The organism is Pseudonocardia sp. CA-142604 (assembly GCF_050948475.1).
Lineage (GTDB): Bacteria > Actinomycetota > Actinomycetes > Mycobacteriales > Pseudonocardiaceae > Pseudonocardia > Pseudonocardia alaniniphila.
On record NZ_CP192045.1, the window covers coordinates 1,802,291 to 1,820,109 of the forward strand.

At 67.7% G+C, this 17,819-nt stretch carries 14 protein-coding genes and 1 pseudogene; 7 read left to right on the forward strand and 8 right to left on the reverse strand.

Going from position 1 to position 17,819, the window contains the following annotated elements; translation table 11 throughout:
- Nucleotides 1-1,740: a fumarate reductase (quinol) flavoprotein subunit gene (gene frdA / locus ACQPZQ_RS08215; protein ID WP_433293682.1), complete on the reverse strand. Its 1,740-nt coding sequence runs from the start codon at nt 1,738-1,740 to the stop codon at nt 1-3.
- An 18-nt stretch (nt 1,741-1,758) separates the two neighbouring features.
- Entirely contained in the window at nt 1,759-1,992 is a 234-nt protein-coding gene (locus ACQPZQ_RS08220; RefSeq protein ID WP_433293684.1) for a hypothetical protein, read from the reverse strand.
- Nucleotides 1,993-2,062: 70 nt separating this feature from the next.
- Here ACQPZQ_RS08220 and ACQPZQ_RS08225 point away from each other — a divergent pair, with 70 nt between their 5' ends.
- On the forward strand, nt 2,063-2,470 hold the full coding sequence (locus ACQPZQ_RS08225; protein WP_433293686.1) for a TetR family transcriptional regulator C-terminal domain-containing protein: 408 nt from the start codon (nt 2,063-2,065) through the stop codon (nt 2,468-2,470).
- Between the two features lie 26 nt (nt 2,471-2,496).
- Here the strand turns inward: ACQPZQ_RS08225 and ACQPZQ_RS08230 are convergent, their stop codons facing one another.
- From ACQPZQ_RS08230 to ACQPZQ_RS08250, 5 genes are all read right to left on the reverse strand, one after another.
- A complete protein-coding gene (locus tag ACQPZQ_RS08230) occupies nt 2,497-3,291 on the reverse strand; it encodes an endonuclease/exonuclease/phosphatase family protein (RefSeq protein WP_433293688.1) in 795 nt (264 codons plus the stop codon).
- A gap of 12 nt (nt 3,292-3,303) precedes the next feature.
- Complete coding sequence (locus ACQPZQ_RS08235) at nt 3,304-4,134, reverse strand: carbohydrate ABC transporter permease (protein ID WP_433293690.1); 831 nt, start codon at nt 4,132-4,134, stop codon at nt 3,304-3,306.
- Nucleotides 4,131-5,117: a carbohydrate ABC transporter permease gene (locus ACQPZQ_RS08240; RefSeq protein ID WP_433293692.1), complete on the reverse strand. Its 987-nt coding sequence runs from the start codon at nt 5,115-5,117 to the stop codon at nt 4,131-4,133. Before ACQPZQ_RS08240 ends, ACQPZQ_RS08235 begins: the two co-directional genes overlap by 4 nt.
- Nucleotides 5,118-5,122: 5 nt before the next feature.
- Nucleotides 5,123-6,487, reverse strand: a complete 1,365-nt coding sequence (locus ACQPZQ_RS08245; protein ID WP_433293694.1) for an extracellular solute-binding protein — start codon at nt 6,485-6,487, stop codon at nt 5,123-5,125.
- Nucleotides 6,488-6,896: 409 nt separating this feature from the next.
- Nucleotides 6,897-7,733: an SDR family oxidoreductase gene (locus ACQPZQ_RS08250; RefSeq protein ID WP_433293696.1), complete on the reverse strand. Its 837-nt coding sequence runs from the start codon at nt 7,731-7,733 to the stop codon at nt 6,897-6,899.
- 82 nt (nt 7,734-7,815) lie between these two features.
- Between ACQPZQ_RS08250 and ACQPZQ_RS08255 the strand changes: the two genes are divergently transcribed.
- Nucleotides 7,816-8,787, forward strand: coding sequence for an AraC family transcriptional regulator (locus ACQPZQ_RS08255; protein WP_433293698.1), 972 nt, complete (start codon nt 7,816-7,818; stop codon nt 8,785-8,787).
- A gap of 302 nt (nt 8,788-9,089) precedes the next feature.
- Here ACQPZQ_RS08255 and ACQPZQ_RS08260 read toward each other — a convergent pair whose 3' ends face one another.
- Nucleotides 9,090-11,063, reverse strand: a complete 1,974-nt coding sequence (locus tag ACQPZQ_RS08260) for an Ig-like domain repeat protein (protein WP_433293700.1) — start codon at nt 11,061-11,063, stop codon at nt 9,090-9,092.
- Nucleotides 11,064-11,705: 642 nt separating this feature from the next.
- Here ACQPZQ_RS08260 and ACQPZQ_RS08265 point away from each other — a divergent pair.
- The 5 genes and pseudogenes from ACQPZQ_RS08265 to ACQPZQ_RS08285 form a co-directional block, all read left to right on the forward strand.
- On the forward strand, nt 11,706-12,320 hold the full coding sequence (locus tag ACQPZQ_RS08265) for a ribonuclease H family protein (protein WP_433299068.1): 615 nt from the start codon (nt 11,706-11,708) through the stop codon (nt 12,318-12,320).
- Nucleotides 12,321-12,745: 425 nt separating this feature from the next.
- Complete coding sequence (locus ACQPZQ_RS08270; protein WP_433293702.1) at nt 12,746-13,927, forward strand: LLM class flavin-dependent oxidoreductase; 1,182 nt, start codon at nt 12,746-12,748, stop codon at nt 13,925-13,927.
- A 22-nt stretch (nt 13,928-13,949) separates the two neighbouring features.
- On the forward strand, nt 13,950-15,206 hold the full coding sequence (locus ACQPZQ_RS08275) for an MFS transporter (protein ID WP_433293705.1): 1,257 nt from the start codon (nt 13,950-13,952) through the stop codon (nt 15,204-15,206).
- A 1,570-nt stretch (nt 15,207-16,776) separates the two neighbouring features.
- Entirely contained in the window at nt 16,777-17,355 is a 579-nt protein-coding gene (locus ACQPZQ_RS08280) for a hypothetical protein (protein ID WP_433293707.1), read from the forward strand.
- Nucleotides 17,356-17,402: 47 nt separating this feature from the next.
- Nucleotides 17,403-17,770, forward strand: a pseudogene (locus ACQPZQ_RS08285) (transposase); the annotation flags it as partial.
- Between the last annotated feature and the right edge of the window lie 49 nt (nt 17,771-17,819).

The following is a 17,819-nucleotide window of genomic DNA, read 5'->3' on the forward strand; positions in this document are numbered from 1 at the left end:
TCACCTCCCGTAGACCCGCTCGCCCGGCGGCCAGCGGGTGATCGTGACGGGCAGGTACGAGACGCTCGGCGCTCCGGTCGGGTCGCGGGTGACCAGCGAGTGCGCCAGGAAACGGGCGTCGTCGCGTCGTGGGAAGTCCGTGCGCTGGTGGGCGCCGCGCGACTCCTCGCGTCGCATCGCGCAGGCCACGATCGTCTCGGCGACGTCGAGCATGAAACCCAGCTCGAGCGCGGCGACCAGCTCCGTGTTGAAGGCCCTGCTGTCGTCCTCGACGACTGCCTTGGCGTACCGCTCCCGCAGCTCCTGGAGCTTCGCCGCGCCGGACAGGAGTGCACCGGCGTCCCGGAAGATCCCGGCGCTGCCCTCCATGGTGTGCTGCATGTCGGCGCGGACGTCGGCCATTCGCTCCCGGCCGTCGCGTGGGGTGAGCAGGTCGCGTTCCACCCGGCGGCGTTCGTCGGCGGCCTGCGTCTGCACGGCTCGCGGGGGACCGGTGGGCTGCGCTGCGGCGAACTCGGCTGCCGCGATGCCGGCGCGGCGGCCGAACACGAACAGTTCGGGGAGCGAGTTGGAGCCCAGGCGGTTGGCGCCGTTGATGCTCACGCACGCGACCTCGCCGGCCGCGTACAGCCCCTGGAGTCCGGTGGCGCCGTCGAGGTCGGTGTGGACGCCGCCCATCATGTAGTGCTGCACCGGCCGGACCGGGATGAGGTCGTGGACGGGGTCGATGCGCTCGTACTGCAGACACAGCTCGCGCACGAAGGGCAGCTTGGCGTCGATCACCTCCGGGCCCAGGTGGCGCAGGTCGAGGTACACCACCGGCCCGTACGGGGTGTCGACCGCATTGCCCTTCTCCTGCTCGTGGACGAACGCCTGGGACAGCCGATCGCGCGGGCCGAGCTCCATGCTGCGCAGCACCGGTGTGGGCGACGGCGTGCCGAGGTCGTAGTCCTGCAGGTAGCGGTAGCCGTCCTTGTTCAGCAGCCAGCCGCCTTCGGCGCGGGCCGCCTCGGTGATGAGGATTCCGGTGAACGGCAGGCCGGTCGGGTGGTACTGGACGAACTCCATGTCCTTCAGCGGCGCGCCCGCACGGTAGGCCAGCGCCATCCCGTCGCCGGTCTTGATGTTGCCGTTGGTCGTGAACGGGAAGACCCGCCCGCACCCGCCCGTGCACAGGATCACGGCTCGCCCGGTGATGGCCTCGATCCGCCCCGTCGCCAGCTCGACGGCGACCACGCCGTGCACCTGGCCCTCGTCGACCAGCAACGTGGTCACGTACCACTCGTCGTAGCGCGTGATCCGCTCGTACCGCAGCGAGGTCTGGAACAACGTGTGCAGCAGGTGGAAGCCTGTCTTGTCGGCGGCGAACCAGGTGCGCATCTTCTTCATGCCGCCGAAGGCGCGGACCGCGACCTCCCCGTCGGGCCGACGGCTCCACGGGCAGCCCCAGTGCTCGAGCTGCAGCAGCTCGAGCGGCGCCTCCCGGACGAACGCCTCGACGGCGTCCTGGTCGCACAGCCAGTCGCTCCCCGAGACCGTGTCGTACGCGTGTTCGTCCAGCGAGTCGTCGTCGGCGATCACCGCAGCGGCGCCGCCCTCGGCCGAGACGGTGTGGCTGCGCATCGGGTAGACCTTCGACACGACCGCCACGTCCAGCCGCGGAGCGGTCTCCATGATCGCGATGGCCGCCCGCAGACCGGCGCCACCGCCCCCCACCACCACGACGTCGTGGTCCGCCATGTCCGGGTCCGTCCTCGGCTATTCGGCGTGCTCGGCGGACAGCTGGTTCAGCAGCATCCGGCCGTCGTGCCGGACGATGCGGGTCCGGCAGCTGCCGTCGTGGAACTGGTGCACGATCTCGCGGCAGCCGCAGGCCCAGTTGACGTCGTTGCACACGATGCCGGAGCCGTCGTCCTCGTGGTAACGGCTGCCGCCCACCTGCTTCCCGCAGGGTGCCCGTTCCTTCGTGAAGGCTGTGCTCGTGCCGACCACGACGCACCTCCTCGCTGCGGGCCGATCGCCTCCAGACGCGGCGCGAGGGTCGTGGTGGGGGTGAACGGCCGTGGATGACGCGTTCGTCCCACATGGCACCGCTCCGGGGAAGCCGCGTCAACCCCGAATCCGATCGGCGTCGCGCTCGGGCCTGCTGCCACGCCCTCGCGACTCACCTTCGCTGGAGCACTTTCCGGGCGGTTGCCTGCTCAGCGCGGCGACCTTCGAGTACGACTCGCTCACTGGTCCTGTCCGTGACGCGATCGTCGACGGGATGACGCGATGGCACACCTACCTGGTCGACGCAACAACGCGTGAGGCGGACCTGGGCGAGCTGCCGGACGGTGCCGACCCCGATCAGCTGGCGTTCGAGCTGATGGGACTGTTCACCGGTTTCAACATGTCGGTGCACCTTCTCCACGATCCCGACGCCGCGACACGGCTGCGGCAGAGTATCGGGAGACTGCTCGGACTGTAGGCGCGTCCACGACGTCGAGCCGTTCGTCACTGCGTGAAGGTCAGCTCGGCCATGACGGGACGGTGGTCCGACGCCACCGTGACCGCCTCGCCGTCGACGATGTCGGCTTTCCTCACGCAGTCCCGCAGCTCCTCGCTGACGAAGATGTAGTCGACGCGTGCCCCCTGGCGGCGCAGCAGGGTCGAATCGGGCGTGCCCGTGTAGGGGTGGACGAGACGCAGCGAATCCGCCAGGCCGGCCTCGGTGATGGCCGCCACCACACCGCCGCCGAACGCGGCCAGGTGATCCTCGGGGAGCTCGCGGCGGGTGCCTTCCGCCGGCGGCGTCTCCCCGGGTGGCAGAGCGTTGAAGTCGCCCAGGGCAACCGCCGGCCCATCCGCTCCGGCGATCACCGCGAGCAGGGCTCCGAGTTCCCGCCACCTCAGGTACCGCTCGGTGGCATCGAGCACGGCTCGCAGGTGGACCACGAAGAAGGTGACGGTCGTACCGCCCGGCGCCTCGAGCCGCACCTCGAGCACGGGCCGGAACATGGCGCGGCGGTCACCGCGGTGGACCCGCACGGCCCTCGGTGCCAGTTTGGTCAGCACGACGAGGTGCTCGTACAGCGGCCGGCCGTCCTTGGTGTCCTCATGGCTGTTGGCCGGGCCCCACACCGGGAGCATCCCGAGCTCCCGGGAGAGGTTCATCATCCCCTCGTACGTGTTGATCTCCTGGCAGGCCAGCACGTCGGGGTCGACGCTGCGCACCACGTCGACGAGGTGCCCGAGGCGGTCCCCCGGAGCGTGCAGCATGTTGTAGGTCATGATCCGGAGGGTGTCCATGGCTTCCAATCTCTAGCCGACGTCGGCCGTGAAGCTGATGCCACTGAGGATGTACTTGTTGCCGAGGAAGAAGACGATGATCAGCGGCAGGGTGAAGACCACCGACGCGGCCATCATGTAGTTCCATTGCACCGAGTACTTGGTCAGGAACTCGGTGAGCCCGAGCGAGAGCGTCCACTGATCCGGGTTGTTGAGATAGATCAACGGGCCCAGGTAGTCCGTCCAGGACTGGACGAAGGCGAGCGCGGCGACCGCGACCACGACCGGCCGGCTCAGCGGCATGATGATGCGGGCGTAAATGCGCAGCTCGGAAGCCCCGTCGATGCGTGCCGCCTCGCTCACCGACTCGGGGATCCGTAGGAAGAACTGCCGAAAGAGGAATATGTAGTACGGAGTGCCGAGAAAGGCGGGGACGACGAGCGGCAGGTAGGTGTTGACCCACCCGAGGTCACGGAAGATCACGTACGTGGGGACCAGCGTCACGATGGCAGGGAGCAGCATCGTGACGATCAGGACGCCGAGCAGCAGCCGCCGCCCGATCCAGCTCACCTTGGCCAGGCCATAGGCCGTGAAGCTGCTGGAGAGCACGGTCCCGACCACGGTCAGCACCGACAGCAGGGCCGTGTTGCGCAGCTGCGACCAGAACGGGATGAGCGCCAGGGCCTGAGCGTAGTTGTCCAGGTGCAGCGGCCACACCCACCAGAGGATCGGCGTCGTGAAGAGCTGGCTGTTGGTCTTGACCGAGGAGATGAGCATCCAGACGAACGGGAGCAGCATCAACGCGGAGAGGCCCGCGAGCACCACGTAGGCGGTGAACTTCTGGGTGGCGGATAGTCGGATCACTGCTGGCGCCATCCTTCGTAGAAGACCCAGCGGACGGACAACTTGAGCAGCACTCCGATGACGACGAGCATGATGACGAACAGCACCCACCCGATAGCGGAGGCGTACCCGACGCGCAGGTCGGAGAACGCCACCTCATAGAGGTAGACGACTGCGAACTGCAGGCTGTTGCCGAGTCCGATCGACGTCCCCCCGGTGTCGCCGCCGCCCATGATGAACGCCTGGGTGAAGTACTGCATGGCGCCGAGGAAGCCCATGATGGCGTTGAACAGGATCAGCGGCGACAGGGCGGGCACCGTCACGTGCCGGAACCGTTGCCAGGCATTGGCCCCGTCCACCCGCGCGGCGTCCACGAGGGCGGGGGAGATGCCCTGGAGGCCGGCCAGGAAGATCACGCCCGCGCCGCCGATGCCCCACAGGTTCATCAGGACGATCGCCGGCTTCGACCACGAGATGCTGTTGAGCCACAGCGGTCCCGTGATGTGCAGCCAGCCGAGCACGGTGTTGACCAGCCCGTAGGTGGGGTTCAGCACCCAGATCCACAAGATGGCGCCGGCGACGGTCGGCACCATCTGCGGGAGGTAGAGCACCGTACGGAAGAAGCGCTGCCCGAACACGGCCAGGTTGAGCACGAGGGCGTAGCCGAGGGAAGCGATCAGGCTCAGCGGGACCATCACCACGACCAGGTACAGCGTGTTCTCGAGGGACTGCGTGAACTCCGGGTCCTGCAGGAGCTCCTGGTAGTTGGCGAGACCGGTCCACTGCGACGTTCCGACGATGTTGTAGCTGGTGAAGCTGTAGTAGAGGGAAAGGGCCATCGGGTACAGCACCAGCCCGAGCGTGCCGATGATCCACGGGCTGACGAAGAGCACGCCCCACAGGAACCGGCGGCGCCGGAGCGTGAGACGGGCACGGAGCACTGCCGCTGCCCGCCCCTCGGCCCTGGCGCCACCGCTTGCTCTCGGCGCTCCCCGGCGGAGCACGACGCTCAATGTGCCTGCGCCTGCGCGCTCTTGATCTGGCCGGCGACGAGCGGGCCGTACTGCGACTGGACCTGCTGCAGCGCAGAGCTCACGCTCGTCGGCGTGAGCTGGGCCTGCTGAACGGCGCTGGTAATGGCGTTCAGGTAGGTGGTCGCGTCCGGGACCGGCGGGAAGGGATGAATGTTCTTGCCGCCGCTGTACTGCCAGAAGAAGGCCATCTGGGGGGTGGGCGCCATCTGAGCGTTGCTGACCAGCGATTTCAGGGCGGGCACGGAGTAGATGTCGTGGTAGATGGACGGAGTCTTGGTGGCGATCTCCTGGCCTGTCGTGGCCAGCCAGTCGATGAGGTCCCAGGCCGCGTTGGCGTCCTGGGCGCCCTTCAGGATGACCAGCGGGTTACCGCCCACCGAGCCGGTGCCCGCGTACTGGGGCTGGCCGTCGGGGTAGGGGATCGGTGCCACGCCGAAGTCCATGTTCGGTGACTGCTGCAAGATCGTGGGCATGAACCATTCCCCGGACACGTCCATGGCGACCTTGCCGGTGGCGAACGGGTCCAGTGCGCTCACCGCGCCGCTCGAGCCGGCCAGGAACTTCTGGACCTTGCTCGGGTCGAGCTGCTTCTCCGTGTCCACGATCCACTGAGCGCCCTTGACGGTGAGCGGGTTCGTCGCGGTGACCTGGCCGGAGGCGTCGGCCCAGTTGCCGCCGAACATGTAGCCCTCCAGCTGCTTGGGCATCGTCGGTTCGAACCCGAGCTGGCTGTACTGGCCGTCGGAGCCGGTGATCGACAGCTTGGCGGCGTCGGCGGCCAGCTCGCTGAGCGTCGTCGGAGGCTGGGCGATGCCGGCCTTCTCGAAGAGGGTCTTGTTGTAGTACAGGGCGTAAGTGTCCTCGAAGAAGGGCAGCGCGTACTGGGCCCCGAGATACGAGTTGCTGTAGAGCGACGCGGGAGTGAAATCGTTGACGTTCAGCTTGTTACTGGAAATGTAGGACTGGAGCGGGAGGATGGCGCCGGAGGTCGCCATGCTCGCGACCAGGTCGGTCGTGTCCAGCATGGCGACGCTGGGCGCGTCGCCGGCGGCCTCCTCAGCGAGGAGTTTCTGCTCGTTGACATTATCGACCAGGTTCCAGTGAACGTTCGGATGCTCCTGGTTGTATATCTTCAGAAGCGGCGGAACGCCGGCCGCCTGGGTTCCCGTCCATGCGATGGCCATGGTGAGTTGCTCAGGGTGGGCCTCGGTGCCGGTGCCGCTCGACGGGCTGCTCGAACAGCCCGCGAGGGCGCTGGCCAGCAGCGCTCCGCAAGTGAGAGCGCCGAGCCGCGCCCGTGCGAACCAGGCTCGGCGAAGAGCGATAAGGGTGAAGTGCACGCTCGTCCTTCGTTCGGGGGCCGACTCTCGTCTCCGCCGACGCTCTTGAGGGGCGAATTCGGGTGGAAAAGGAGGAGCTGCCCGGACGTTACCGCGGCGCTGTCCGCGGAACAGCGGCAGAATAAAAGTGGAAAAATGTTGGCAGAGTCACTCGTTGATGGAGCCCATTCGGCAGGGTGATGAACTCTTATCACAGTTGTCGCACGAGTAGGAGGGCGCGAGGCCGGCGCCGCACCTGGCAGCGTTATCCATCGTCCGGTGTGCCCGCCTTGGGCATGACCGTCGCCGGCCGGCCTGTTAGGGATGCTATGCGTTCCATGAGCGATGCGGGTGAGCTAGCACCCGGGATGGGCAGCCGCTCGACTGCATCAGCGATCCTCGCTGTGCCGGCCGGTTCTGATCGGTCGAGTCAATTCCAGTGGCCTGCGGCCGCGGTCTCGGCGATGTAGTCCTCAAACGATCTGGGTGGCCTGCCGAGGGCTCGTTCCACACCGTCGGCGAGCGCGGCACCCCGGCCGTTGCGGACGGCCATGAGCAGGTCGGTGAGCAGTCGCGCGACGCCGGGTGGGACGCCGCCTGCGACCTGGCGCTCGATGAAGACCTCGGGGTCGACGTCGACGTGACGGATTGTGCGCCCGACGGCCGCGCTGATCAGGTCGACCGCCTCACCGAAGCTGATCGCCCGGGGGCCGGTGAGCTCGTAGATCTGGCCGCTGTGGCGGTCTTCGGTCAGTGCCGCAACGGCGACCTCGGCGATGTCATCGGCGTCGACGAACGGGGTACAGCCGTCGCCGGTGGGCAGTGCCAGGACCCCGGCGCGGACTCCGGGCAGCCAGAAACTCTCGCTGAAGTTCTGCGAGAACCAGTCCGGTCGCAGGATCGTCCAGTCGACGCCGGAACCGCGGACCATCCGTTCGGCGGCCTTGAGGGGATGACTGTCGTCGGCCCCGCCGATGCCGTGGGCTGACAACAGCACCAGCCGCCGCACGCCCGCGGCGACCGCCTCGGCCACGAACCTGGAAATGCGTGACCCGGCCTCCAGGCCCGGCTGACGGGTGGGCTCCACGACGTAGGCGGTAGTGACGCCGTCGAGCGCGGGCCCCCAGGTCGCCGGGTCGTCCAGGTCGAAGGGAGCGTCGGCGTCAGTGCGGGCCGCCGTCCGCACCGGCCGGCCGGTGGCCTGGAGGCGCCGGGCGATGCGGCGACCCGTCTTACCAGTACCGCCGAGGATGAGGATGCTCGTCATGCCGGCTAGAGAACTCCACCACTCGAAGACCATCCATGGGAGATCGTCGCGAATACATTTGTGATCGTCTAGCGTCGGCGGCGTGGACGTCCTGAGCGATCTGCTGCACCGGGCTCGCGCCAGGAACGCGATGGTCAGGCAGTTGATCCAGCGGCGGCCGTGGTCGCTGACCTTTGCTGACGCTCCTCCGCTCACGGTCGTGGCCACGATCGGCGGCCACGCATACCTCCAGCTCGACGACGCATGCGCCGCGCTGGTGCGCCTCACCGCGGGCGACATCGCCCTCATCACCGCAACCGGCAAGTACACGATCGCCGACGGTCCGACTACCCCGCCCCAGGTTGTGATCCACGGGGGAAAGAAGTACGTCGTCGACGGCGGCGAGCAGGCGGCGGGCGCCAACCGGCGTCTGGCCCCCCGTACCTACGGCGACGGTCTGCCCGGGGCCACGATCATGCTCCGAGGCGCCTACGAACTCCGCGGCGACGTGGGTGACCGCCTGCTGGACATGCTCCCGCCGCTGGCGGTCGTGCCCGCCGGACCGCAGACTCGGGCGGCGCTGGATCTGCTTGCCACCGAGGTTGACCGCGACGAACCTGGTCAGGACGCCGTTCTCAACCGGTTGCTGGATCTCGTGCTGGTGCTGGCATTGCGGGCATGGTGTGCCGGACCGCAGGCGTCGCCCCCCGCCTGGTACCGGGCGCTGAACGATTCCGTCATCGGCGGCGCACTGCGCGTGCTGCACGAGGATCCCGCCTACCGATGGACGGTCGCCGCGCTTGCCGCTGAGGTCGGCATGTCCCGCGCCGCTTTTGCCGCGCGCTTCACCCGCCTGGTCGGCGAGCCGCCGCTCGCCTACCTCACCAGTTGGCGGATGACCTTAGGGGCGGACTTGCTCCGTGACACCGAGGCGACAATCGCCGCCGTAGCCAGCAAGGTCGGGTACGAGGATGCCTTCGCCTTCAGCGTCGCGTTCAAGCGCGCCCGCGGCGTCAGCCCCTCGGTCTGGCGCCGCCAGGTCGGCCACCCCGGCGCGTCGAGTGACGGGGGATGAGGCTGCGGGCAACCACGCAGGTTCAGCCTCACCGTGAACAGAAACTGGGGCGAGGTGCCTGATCAACGACCTGATGTTGTGTCCGAGGGGGGACTTGCGCACTACCTGCACGCCTCGCGCTCGGTTGACACCTCGGGCGAATGCGTAGGTAACTGCAGGGATGACGCGGGTGAGCGGAGCACCCCCGCGGCGTGCGGGGAGGCAGAGGTGGAAAGGCCCTGGCGTCGGACTCGACGCCAGGGCCGTCCGGGCACCCGGTGTGTCTGGAGGACGCCGGATGCGTTGTGCTGGTGATCAGGGTGCTACAGGGCGGCGCACTGGCCGGTGCGGATGCCGATGACGGTGTTGGGCCGGCCGTCGTTGGTCGGCGGCGGGGTGTTGCCGGAGCAGGCCAGGATGCCCACGATGCGGTTGGCCTCGATCTCGGTGGCGGTGGCGTTCTCCGGTGGCACGCTGATGGTGGTGGTGTTGTCGTTCACCGTCAGCGGGCCCAGGATCTGGTTGCCGCCCAGCTCGACGAACCCGGTGTTGCCGCGAAGGGTGGCCGCGCCGCGCAGTGTGTTGGCCCCGCAGGGCGGACTGCCGTCGTCACCGGCATCGCCGATGACGATCACTCCGTTGATGCCGGAGATGCTGGTGGGTCCGTTGACGGTCGTGGCACAGACCCGTAGCCCGGTGCCGCTGGTGGCGATCAGCGGCCCCTGAATGATGGCACCCTCGGCGTTCAGCGACCCGCTACCGCTGATGGTGACGGGGCCGAGGATCTGCGTGCCAGGGCCCAGGCAGACCGGCCCGGTGACCGCCAGCGGCCCGAGGTGGGTGCCGCTGATGCTCTGGCAGCCCGCGGTGACCGTGACCGCGTTCGACGTGGTCGGCGCACAGTTGGTGTCGCCGTTGTAGTGCGCGGTGAAGGTGTGCGACCCGCTCGGTAGCCCGCTGACCGTCAGGCCGGCGTTGCCGGAGCCGCCGAGCGGGACGGTGCCGATCGCGGTGGCCCCCTCCGAGAAGGTCACCGTGCCCGTCGGCGCACCCCCGGCGGTGCAGCTCACCTGCGCGGTCAGCGTCACCGGCTGGCCGAAGGACGGGTTGGGCGGACTGGCCGTCAGGGTGGCGGTCGAGCTGCCCTGCTGGATCACTTCGACCACGGTGTTCGAGGTCGAGGGCAGGCAGGCGGTGCCGCCGACGAATTTGGCCGTCAGCGTATGGCTGCCGATGGACAGGCTGCTGGTGGTAAGGGTGGCGACGTCGGAACCGGTGACCGAGTCGGTGCCGATCACGGCGTCGCCGTCGTAGAAAGTCACCGTGCCCGTGTCGGTGGGCACGCTGCAGGTCACCGTCGCGGTCAACGTGACCGGCTGGCCCACCACCGCCGGGTTGGGCGACACGGCGAGCGTCGTGGTCGATATCGGTGAGGTGTACGTGATCGTCACCGAGGCCGGGGCGGTGGTCAGCGACGCGGTCCCACCCGCGGGAACGAGGGAGGAACCACCCCCGCCTCCACCGCCGGCGGTGTTCGCGCCGCCCGAAAAAATGATTGAGCCGCCGCCTCCGCCGCCGAAGAGCCCCCCGCCGCCTCCACCGCCGAGGTTGCCACCGCCGTTGCCACCTACACCGAGGGTGCCTGGGTCGCCGCTCGGGCTGCCGGCGGTGCCGCCGGTGACCTGTGTGCCAGGCCCGCCACCGGTGCTGGTGCCCACGCCAGCGCAGCTGTTGGTGCCCCCGGCCGCATCAGCGTCACCACCGGGCGTGCCGGCGAATGTCGGGTCGCACGGCGGGATTCCGGGTATGCCGCCGCCACCACCGGCGCCGGCCACGATCAGCCGCGAGGCCAGACTGTTGGGCTGGGCGCTCGGGACGGTGCGCACATCCGAGGCGCCGCCGCCCCCGCCACCGAAGCGGCTGGTGCCCCCGCCGTTGAACCCGCCGATGCATGCCGCCAGGGGGTAGCACGCTGCAGTGTTCGTGGGCGTGCCGCCCACCTCGACGTACAGCACCTGGTCGGCGGTAAGCCCCGTCAGCGTGCCGGTGACCTGGGCTCCGCGGCCGCCCGACGCGCCGCCGTAACTGGGCGCCCCTGCCGCGCCGATCGCGCTGACCTGCACCGAGGTGGTGCCGCTGGGCACGGTGAAGCTCTGCTCCGCGCCGGTGAAGGTGTAGGTGCAGGTCACCGTCGGCCCGGTCTGGCTGCACTCCGGCGGCAGCACCGCGGCGGCGGCCGTACCCCCCGCGGCAGGCAGCACCACCAGCGCCGTCGTCGTGCCTACAGCGGCAAGCAACCCCACCCACCGCCATCGGCGACCAGCACCCCGCTGCCCCGGCCTCCCGGCGACCCTCTCCGCACGCATGCCCACACTCCCGAAAACAGTTGCCCGACACAGAAGCGGGCTCACCCGCGAAATCGTCGGTGAGTCCGTGTGCGCGCCACGCCCGGCGCGGATAGCGCGGCAAGTGTCGATCACATCGCTGAGCGCGAACCACAGGATTCACCCGACAAGTCAAGAAATCCCACCACGCGAGGGGCTTCGTCCACCGCCGTCCAACGTCACTCATCAGCTTCGCGCTGAGCAGAACGAGATCAGTTGGTTCAGGACCACGTTGACGGGTTCGTATGCGATCTTCCGGGCGGTCAACGAGATTGGAGATGCGACCGCTGATGCGAGCTACTCGGCCGCCGACTCCACTGCTTCTACAATCTCAGCGTGAATTGCTGGTCGGCGAGCCTCGGGGAGCTTGCGTTTGGCTTCCTTGAATAGGTCGGCGCGACGGAGTAGCCGCGAGCGGATCACGCGGTTTTGCGGCCAGTCATTCTGAGATGGCTCAGAACAGGCCCGCTCTGTGGAGCCCGATGGCGATCCGTCGAGGAAGCCGTAACGGGCGACGGGGCCCGGACGGCGCTCACTAGGCTGGTCGGCGTGCCGATGACCGCCAAGTACGCCACTACCTGCAAGGTCTGCTCGTCGCGCATCAGTCCCGGCGAAGAGATCGGCCGGTCCGGTGCGGCCTGGGCACACGCTGCCTGTGCGACGCCGGAGGCGGCCGGCTCGGCACCGAGGACGACGGCGGACCGGCCGAAGCGCACGACCCAGCGGTCGGAGATGCCCGCCGCCGAAGGGGCGCTGGAGGTGTGGACCGACGGGGCGTGCTCGGGCAACCCCGGGCCGGGCGGCTGGGCGTGGGCCACCCGGGACGGGCGGCAGGGCAGCGGCGGCGAGACGCCCACCACCAACCAGCGCATGGAGATCCGGGCCGCACTCGAGGCGGTGCGCGCGCTGTCCGGGCCGCTGGTCGTCGTCAGCGACTCGACCTACGTCGTGAACTGCTTCCGCGATGGCTGGTGGCGGGGGTGGCTCGACCGGGGCTGGGTCACCAGTGCCCGCAAGCCGGTCGTCAGCCGAGACCTCTGGGAGCCGTTGGTCACGCTGTTCAACGAGCGCGGCGACGTGTCGTTCCGCTGGGTGAAGGGCCACTCGGGCGACCAGATGAACGACCTGGTCGACGCGCTGGCCGTGGAACAGGCCCGCGCCGTCGCCTGAGCGACACGTGCCGCCCGTCTCGATGCGGTGGTTGCCCCGTGGGTAGGGCAGTGATGACGGCGGCCGTCCATCCGGCCGCGCGGATCGCCGCTCGCCCCGTCAGCTCGCGTGGTGCGTCGGGGCCGCCGACAGCGCCTCCGTCAGCAACGCGACAAGCGTGGCTGAGGAGTGTGTCCGAGGGGGAGTCGAGATCAGCACGGGCGGGCCCGAGCCCGGGGAGCCGCGATGCGCTCGCACAGCTCCGGCGACCGCGGAGGAGCAACTGCACCAGCGGCTCCGAGACAAATTGACTAGCCCATCGACGACATCATGCGGCGATCGGCGCGATCTTGACCGGTACATGTTGTCCAACTTGCAGAGCATGGCGTATGGACGTTCGAGACCCGTATGAACACTGACGAGACCTCACAGCTGGGAGCTGCGCCATGGAGGTAGTGGTCTTCGACCTGGTGCCGTACGCAGAGCACGTGGAGCACCTCAAGCAGGACGATGGGGAGCTTCCATGGCCGCTGGCCAAGCGGTACTTCGATCCCGCGGTTGCGGTCCGCACCTATGCGGAGCATCTCGACGCCTGGGAGGAACTCGACCGGCTTGGTTACGACGGCGTCGGGTTCAACGAGCACCACACCTCTCCGTACGGGTTGATGAACTCGCCGAACCTGCTCGCGGCATCCGCCGCGCAGCGGACGAAGCGACTTAAACTGCACATTTACGCCAATCTGCTGCCGCTGCACGACCCGATCCGGCTGGCCGAGGAACTGGCGATGCTCGACTGCCTGTCGAACGGGCGGATCGTGGCCGGGTTCGGGCGAGGAATCCCGCGCGAGCACGCCGTATTCGGTGTGCCGATGGCCGAGTCGCGACCCAGGTTCGAAGAAGCTGCCGAGATCATCCGCGGGTTGTGGACCGAGGAGGTCTTCTCCTTCGAGGGGAAGTTCTGGTCCTGCCATGACGTCGCCATCTGGCCCCGCCCGGTGCAGCAACCGCACCCGCCGATCTGGGTTCCGGTCACCAGCAGCAAGGAGACCATCGAGTGGGCCGCCCGGAACAACGTGTCGATCACGCCGGGTGTGGAGCATCCCGGCCTGCGTGCGGACGTGCTTCGGCACTACACCGACTGCCTGCACGAACACGGCCGTGAGCGGACCGCCGAGCACGTGCACCTCTCGATGAGCCCGTACGTGGCCGACAGCAAGCAGCAGGCGATCGACGAGGCGGGGCCGTACCTGCGTTACTTCAACCAGACCCTGTTCAGCCATGGCAACATCACCGAACACGACCTGCAGCGCAAGGCGGGCTACGTGAGCGACTCGTCGCTCGACTACGTCCGGCCGGAGAACCTCCCCGCCGCACAGCGCGCGCGGGCGGACTACCGCAATCTGACCCTTGACGACATCGTCGAGCGGGCGCAGCAGTGGCCATGGGGCACCGCGGACGAGGTCACCCAGCGGATCATCGAGCACGCCGACGCCACCGGCGCGGGCCGGGTGCTGGTCAACCTCAACCGCGGTGCGATGCCCCAGGAGCTGTTTCTCAGTCAAATTCGGCGATTCGCCAAGGAGGTGTTACCCGCACTGCAAGCCCATGACGTCCAGGTGCGCCAGTGAACCAGAGAATGGTGTGATCACGATGACTACGAGCAATGGCCGCTCGATGTATCCGTGGGCAATACTGGGTCTGCTGACCGCGTTCTGGGGGCTGGTCGGGCTCAACCGGGTCGGCATCGGATTCGTGTTGCCGGCCATCCGAGACGAGTTCGGCCTCGCGTTCTGGCAGGCGGGTCTGCTGGTCTCCGGGACTTCGTTCACCTGGGCGATCAGCAGCTGGCTGTCCGGGTGGCTGTCCGACCACTATGGACGGCGGAGGGTCCTGCTGCCCGGCGCCTTCCTCGCCGTGGGGGCGACCGCCGCGATGGGCGGCACGTGGAACTTCTGGTCGCTGTTCGTTGTCCGGGAGTTCGTCGGGATTGGTGACGGAGTCGGGTGGCCGAACTCGCAGGCGGTGCTCGCCGCCGAGTTCCCGGCCAAGCGGCGCGCCTTCGTGCAGTCGGTGTTCACCATGGGCTACCCGCTGTTCGGCAGCGTGCTCGGCGCGATCGTCATCACGCAGATGGCCGAGGACCTCGGGTGGCGGCCGGCGTTCGCCATCATCGGTGGCGTCTTCTTCTTCGTCGTGCTGGCGCTGTACTTCGTCATGCGCGAACCGCCCCGGGCCGTCGTGGCCACGCGGGAGCGATCGAAGCCCGACTGGCGCAAGCTGGTCGGGGTGGTCCGGTACCCCAGCGTGGTCGTCCTGATGATCATTCAGGCCGCCGCGCTCGGCTGGCTTCAGGTCGGCGTCGCGTACAACACGCTGTTTCTGACCGACGAGATCGGCGTCAGCCTGGTCGCCGCGGGCACCATCCTGTCCATCTTCGGTATCGCCGGGGTGGCCGGCACCCTGCTGCTGCCGTATTGCTCGGACTTCACCGGCCGTAAACCGGCGATCTTCTTCGGCGGCGTGCTCAGCGGCGTGTTCATGCTGCTGTTCGCGATCGGCGACTTCAGCGTGGCGGCTGCGGCCACGTTCCTGGCGCTGAGCTCGTTCTTCAACGGCCTGATCATCCCGCTCGCGGCCGCCACCGTGGTCTCGGAACTGCTGCCGGAAGACGAGCAGGGTTCAGCGATGGGCTCGATCAACTTCGCCGGCGTGATTGTCGGTACCTTCCTGATGCCGATCCTGGGCGGCGTTCTGGCCGACAACTTCGGCCTGCAGTCGGCGATATTGCTCGCGGCCGGCCTCATCACGGTATCCGGCGTCGCAGCGCTGTTCCTCCCGGAGACCGCCCCGCGGGTGCGGGCGCGCCAGGGGGCACAGGTCGCGGCCAGGGATGCAGCCGGCACCTGAGCTTGGTTTTGAGTTGCTTGCCTGGTGGTGCGGTGGCTCGTCGCCGCGGCCCGCGCCGCCCTGGCCACCCCGGGCGGCGCGGTGCCACGCTGCTGTGTGCCGAGCCGGCTTCCTGCTCGCCTCGGCGAGCAGGAAGATCCCGGTCAGTCGGCCCAGGCGATAGAACAACTGGTGCGCGACCGAACACTGAGATGCAACTGGTCGGACTCGCGTCCGCTGCGTTGAGCGTGTCCCAGTGGGACTCGAATCCCCACGCCCGTGACCAGCGCGAGCGAGAGCAAGTAGAGCCCGCGAGGAAAACCGCTGATCAGAGATCTAGTTAGGTGCCCGAGGGGGACTTGCACGTTAGCCACACCGGCCATCTGGCGGCATGACTGGGGATGGGCAGTGCCGCCGGCTGTCGCTGCATGATTGCGCCCGGAGTGGGGCTGGCGGTCAGGACAGCGACTTCTCCAACTGGCTCCTCGATGGGCGCTGCCGGGTCGAACGGTGGTTGTGATCTGCTGCCTGCCTGGAGTGTCGACCCGCGGATGGGGAAGCGAGTCGTACCTGGACGATCACCGAACACCGTCTGCGCGAAGTCGCGCTCTGTCGCGGACTCTGCGCGTCGGTGGTGTATCAGCCGGGGCAGGTGCGCTGGCGAGTACGCGGCTCAGTCTCACGTCTGGGCGCTGGTCCACGGTGGACCACGACAAGCAGGTGATCACGCAGACACGCCGACCCCTCTCGAACACGCTCTATGACACGTCAGTCATTGTCCCGTGTAGCTGCCGCCGGGCCGAGCAGTCACAGCAATATGCCCCTCAGGGGTTATTGCCGAGTGACATGGAAAGGGTTCAGTATGAGTGCAATGCGCGGCGAATTTTCGACGCCCTGCTGCGATGGACGATCGTCGGGCTCAATTGGTCTCGGTGAACTGTGACTGTGACTGCTGTCCCAACCCTGGGTTCGAGCGGTGTGTTGCTGCTTGGCCCGTTCCTATGCCGCGCGGCACATTCTCGTGAGCTCGCCAGCGGCCATTGCGATGAGATGCGCCGCAAGCCAAATCGCGGTCATCGCGAGACTGCGCAGCGCCCCCGCTGATCGTTTCAGGGGGATGAAGGTTGCGCGCTGAAGGCTGCCGCTGCGGCGGCGCCCAGGACGCGACTGTCGACGGCGAGGCCGCTGGATCGGGTCTCCGGCGGAATGGACAGTTCAGAAGTGTGGTGAGCGTGCGACCGCTGTCGCGGAGAGCCACGTCATTGGCCGACCACTCGGCCACTGGTAAATCGAAATCTGTGCAGACCGCAATCAACCGTCGTTCAGGGCGCCAGTCCATATGGAGGAATGAATCGTGCGTCACGATGGCATCCGACCCGCCGATGGTAAGGATGGAAAAGCGCAACGGCTCCCAGTCTCGAGGCGTCAGCCCTCCCCTCTTTCGACTCATTATGGTGGCGCGGAGGTCGAGAGGTGGATCGCAATCCAGCGGTTGATCGGGAACCGGGCCACGATGGCGTTGATCCAACGGTCCGATTGGCCCGGGATCGAGCGTCGCGCGGCCATTCCGGTGCAGGGAGTATGGGATCGCATGGAACAGTGGAAGGCGAAGTATGATTACGGCGAGAGCGTCAATCCCACTGACTTGCACCCCGAGGAGCGTTCTGACGACATGTCGCTCCGACTCAACCCCATGTGGTATCCACTCAAGAAATTTCCCAGGAAGCTGCTCCTGGAAAGGCTCAACGCGAGATGGATCTTCACCGTCGCTGACAACGGAGACATCTATATAGGTGTCGACAGGGTAAGCGGAACTATCGAGCAAGACGAATTCGAGAGGCTCCTTGGCGGCATGAGAGAAAAAGATCCTACGCTCACGGCAGCGCGCCTCCGCGATAGCTTGGATAGACAGGGTCACCCAACTGTTGCCGCTCGCTTCGAATCCGATGGGAAGACCAAAATTGGTTCTGCTCGCATTGCGGGGCATTTAGAGTGGAATGAAGAGAGCGGCCGATTTGAAGTAACCGACGCATCCGGTCGCTATATGAGCCCCGACGCGCGTCCTATTTCCAGTGCGACGCACGACGACACCAACCCCAGGCATCTGAACAACGTGGCGCGACGTATGAGTTCCCAACTCGGCGTAGAGATCCACGCAGTAAGATTTTAGGGACTGTAAGAACAAGGGTGTAACTCAGATCAAGGAGACTGACACCTGTGTCCGACGTGATGCCTGAGCAGGCGGTTGACCTCAACGCCGTCCTGGGCGAGGAGTCAGCTGTTGCGCCGGCTGGCCGGTTGGACGCTGTCGACGAGCAGCTGATTGCCCGGCTTGCCGGGCGGGCTCGGGAAGCCGGGCTGAAACTGGCCGGTGAGGGCGGGCTGCTGCTCAGTTGACCAAGCGGCTGGTCGAGTCCGCGTTGAAGGGCGAGATCACCGACCATCTCGGTCACGACCGCCACGATCGGGCTGGGCGCGATGGCGGGAACTTCCGCATCGGCCACTGCGCCAAGACGGTGTTGACCGAGGTTGGGCGGGTGGAGATCGACGTCCCACGCGACCGTGACGGGTCGTTCGAACCGAAGAGCACGACAGAAGACCCGCCTGCAGGTGGTGTTCGCCGCCGACGAGCAC

Bases quoted from the DNA above. Each gene is read 5' to 3' on its own strand.
- ACQPZQ_RS08265 (WP_433299068.1), top strand. From the start codon at position 11,706: ATGACCGCCAAGTACGCCACTACCTGCAAGGTCTGCTCGTCGCGCATC.
- ACQPZQ_RS08250 (WP_433293696.1), bottom strand. From the start codon at position 7,733: ATGACGAGCATCCTCATCCTCGGCGGTACTGGTAAGACGGGTCGCCGC.
- ACQPZQ_RS08230 (WP_433293688.1), bottom strand. From the start codon at position 3,291: ATGGACACCCTCCGGATCATGACCTACAACATGCTGCACGCTCCGGGG.
- ACQPZQ_RS08270 (WP_433293702.1), top strand. From the start codon at position 12,746: ATGGAGGTAGTGGTCTTCGACCTGGTGCCGTACGCAGAGCACGTGGAG.
- frdA (WP_433293682.1), bottom strand. From the start codon at position 1,740: ATGGCGGACCACGACGTCGTGGTGGTGGGGGGCGGTGGCGCCGGTCTG.
- ACQPZQ_RS08280 (WP_433293707.1), top strand. From the start codon at position 16,777: ATGGAACAGTGGAAGGCGAAGTATGATTACGGCGAGAGCGTCAATCCC.
- ACQPZQ_RS08275 (WP_433293705.1), top strand. From the start codon at position 13,950: ATGACTACGAGCAATGGCCGCTCGATGTATCCGTGGGCAATACTGGGT.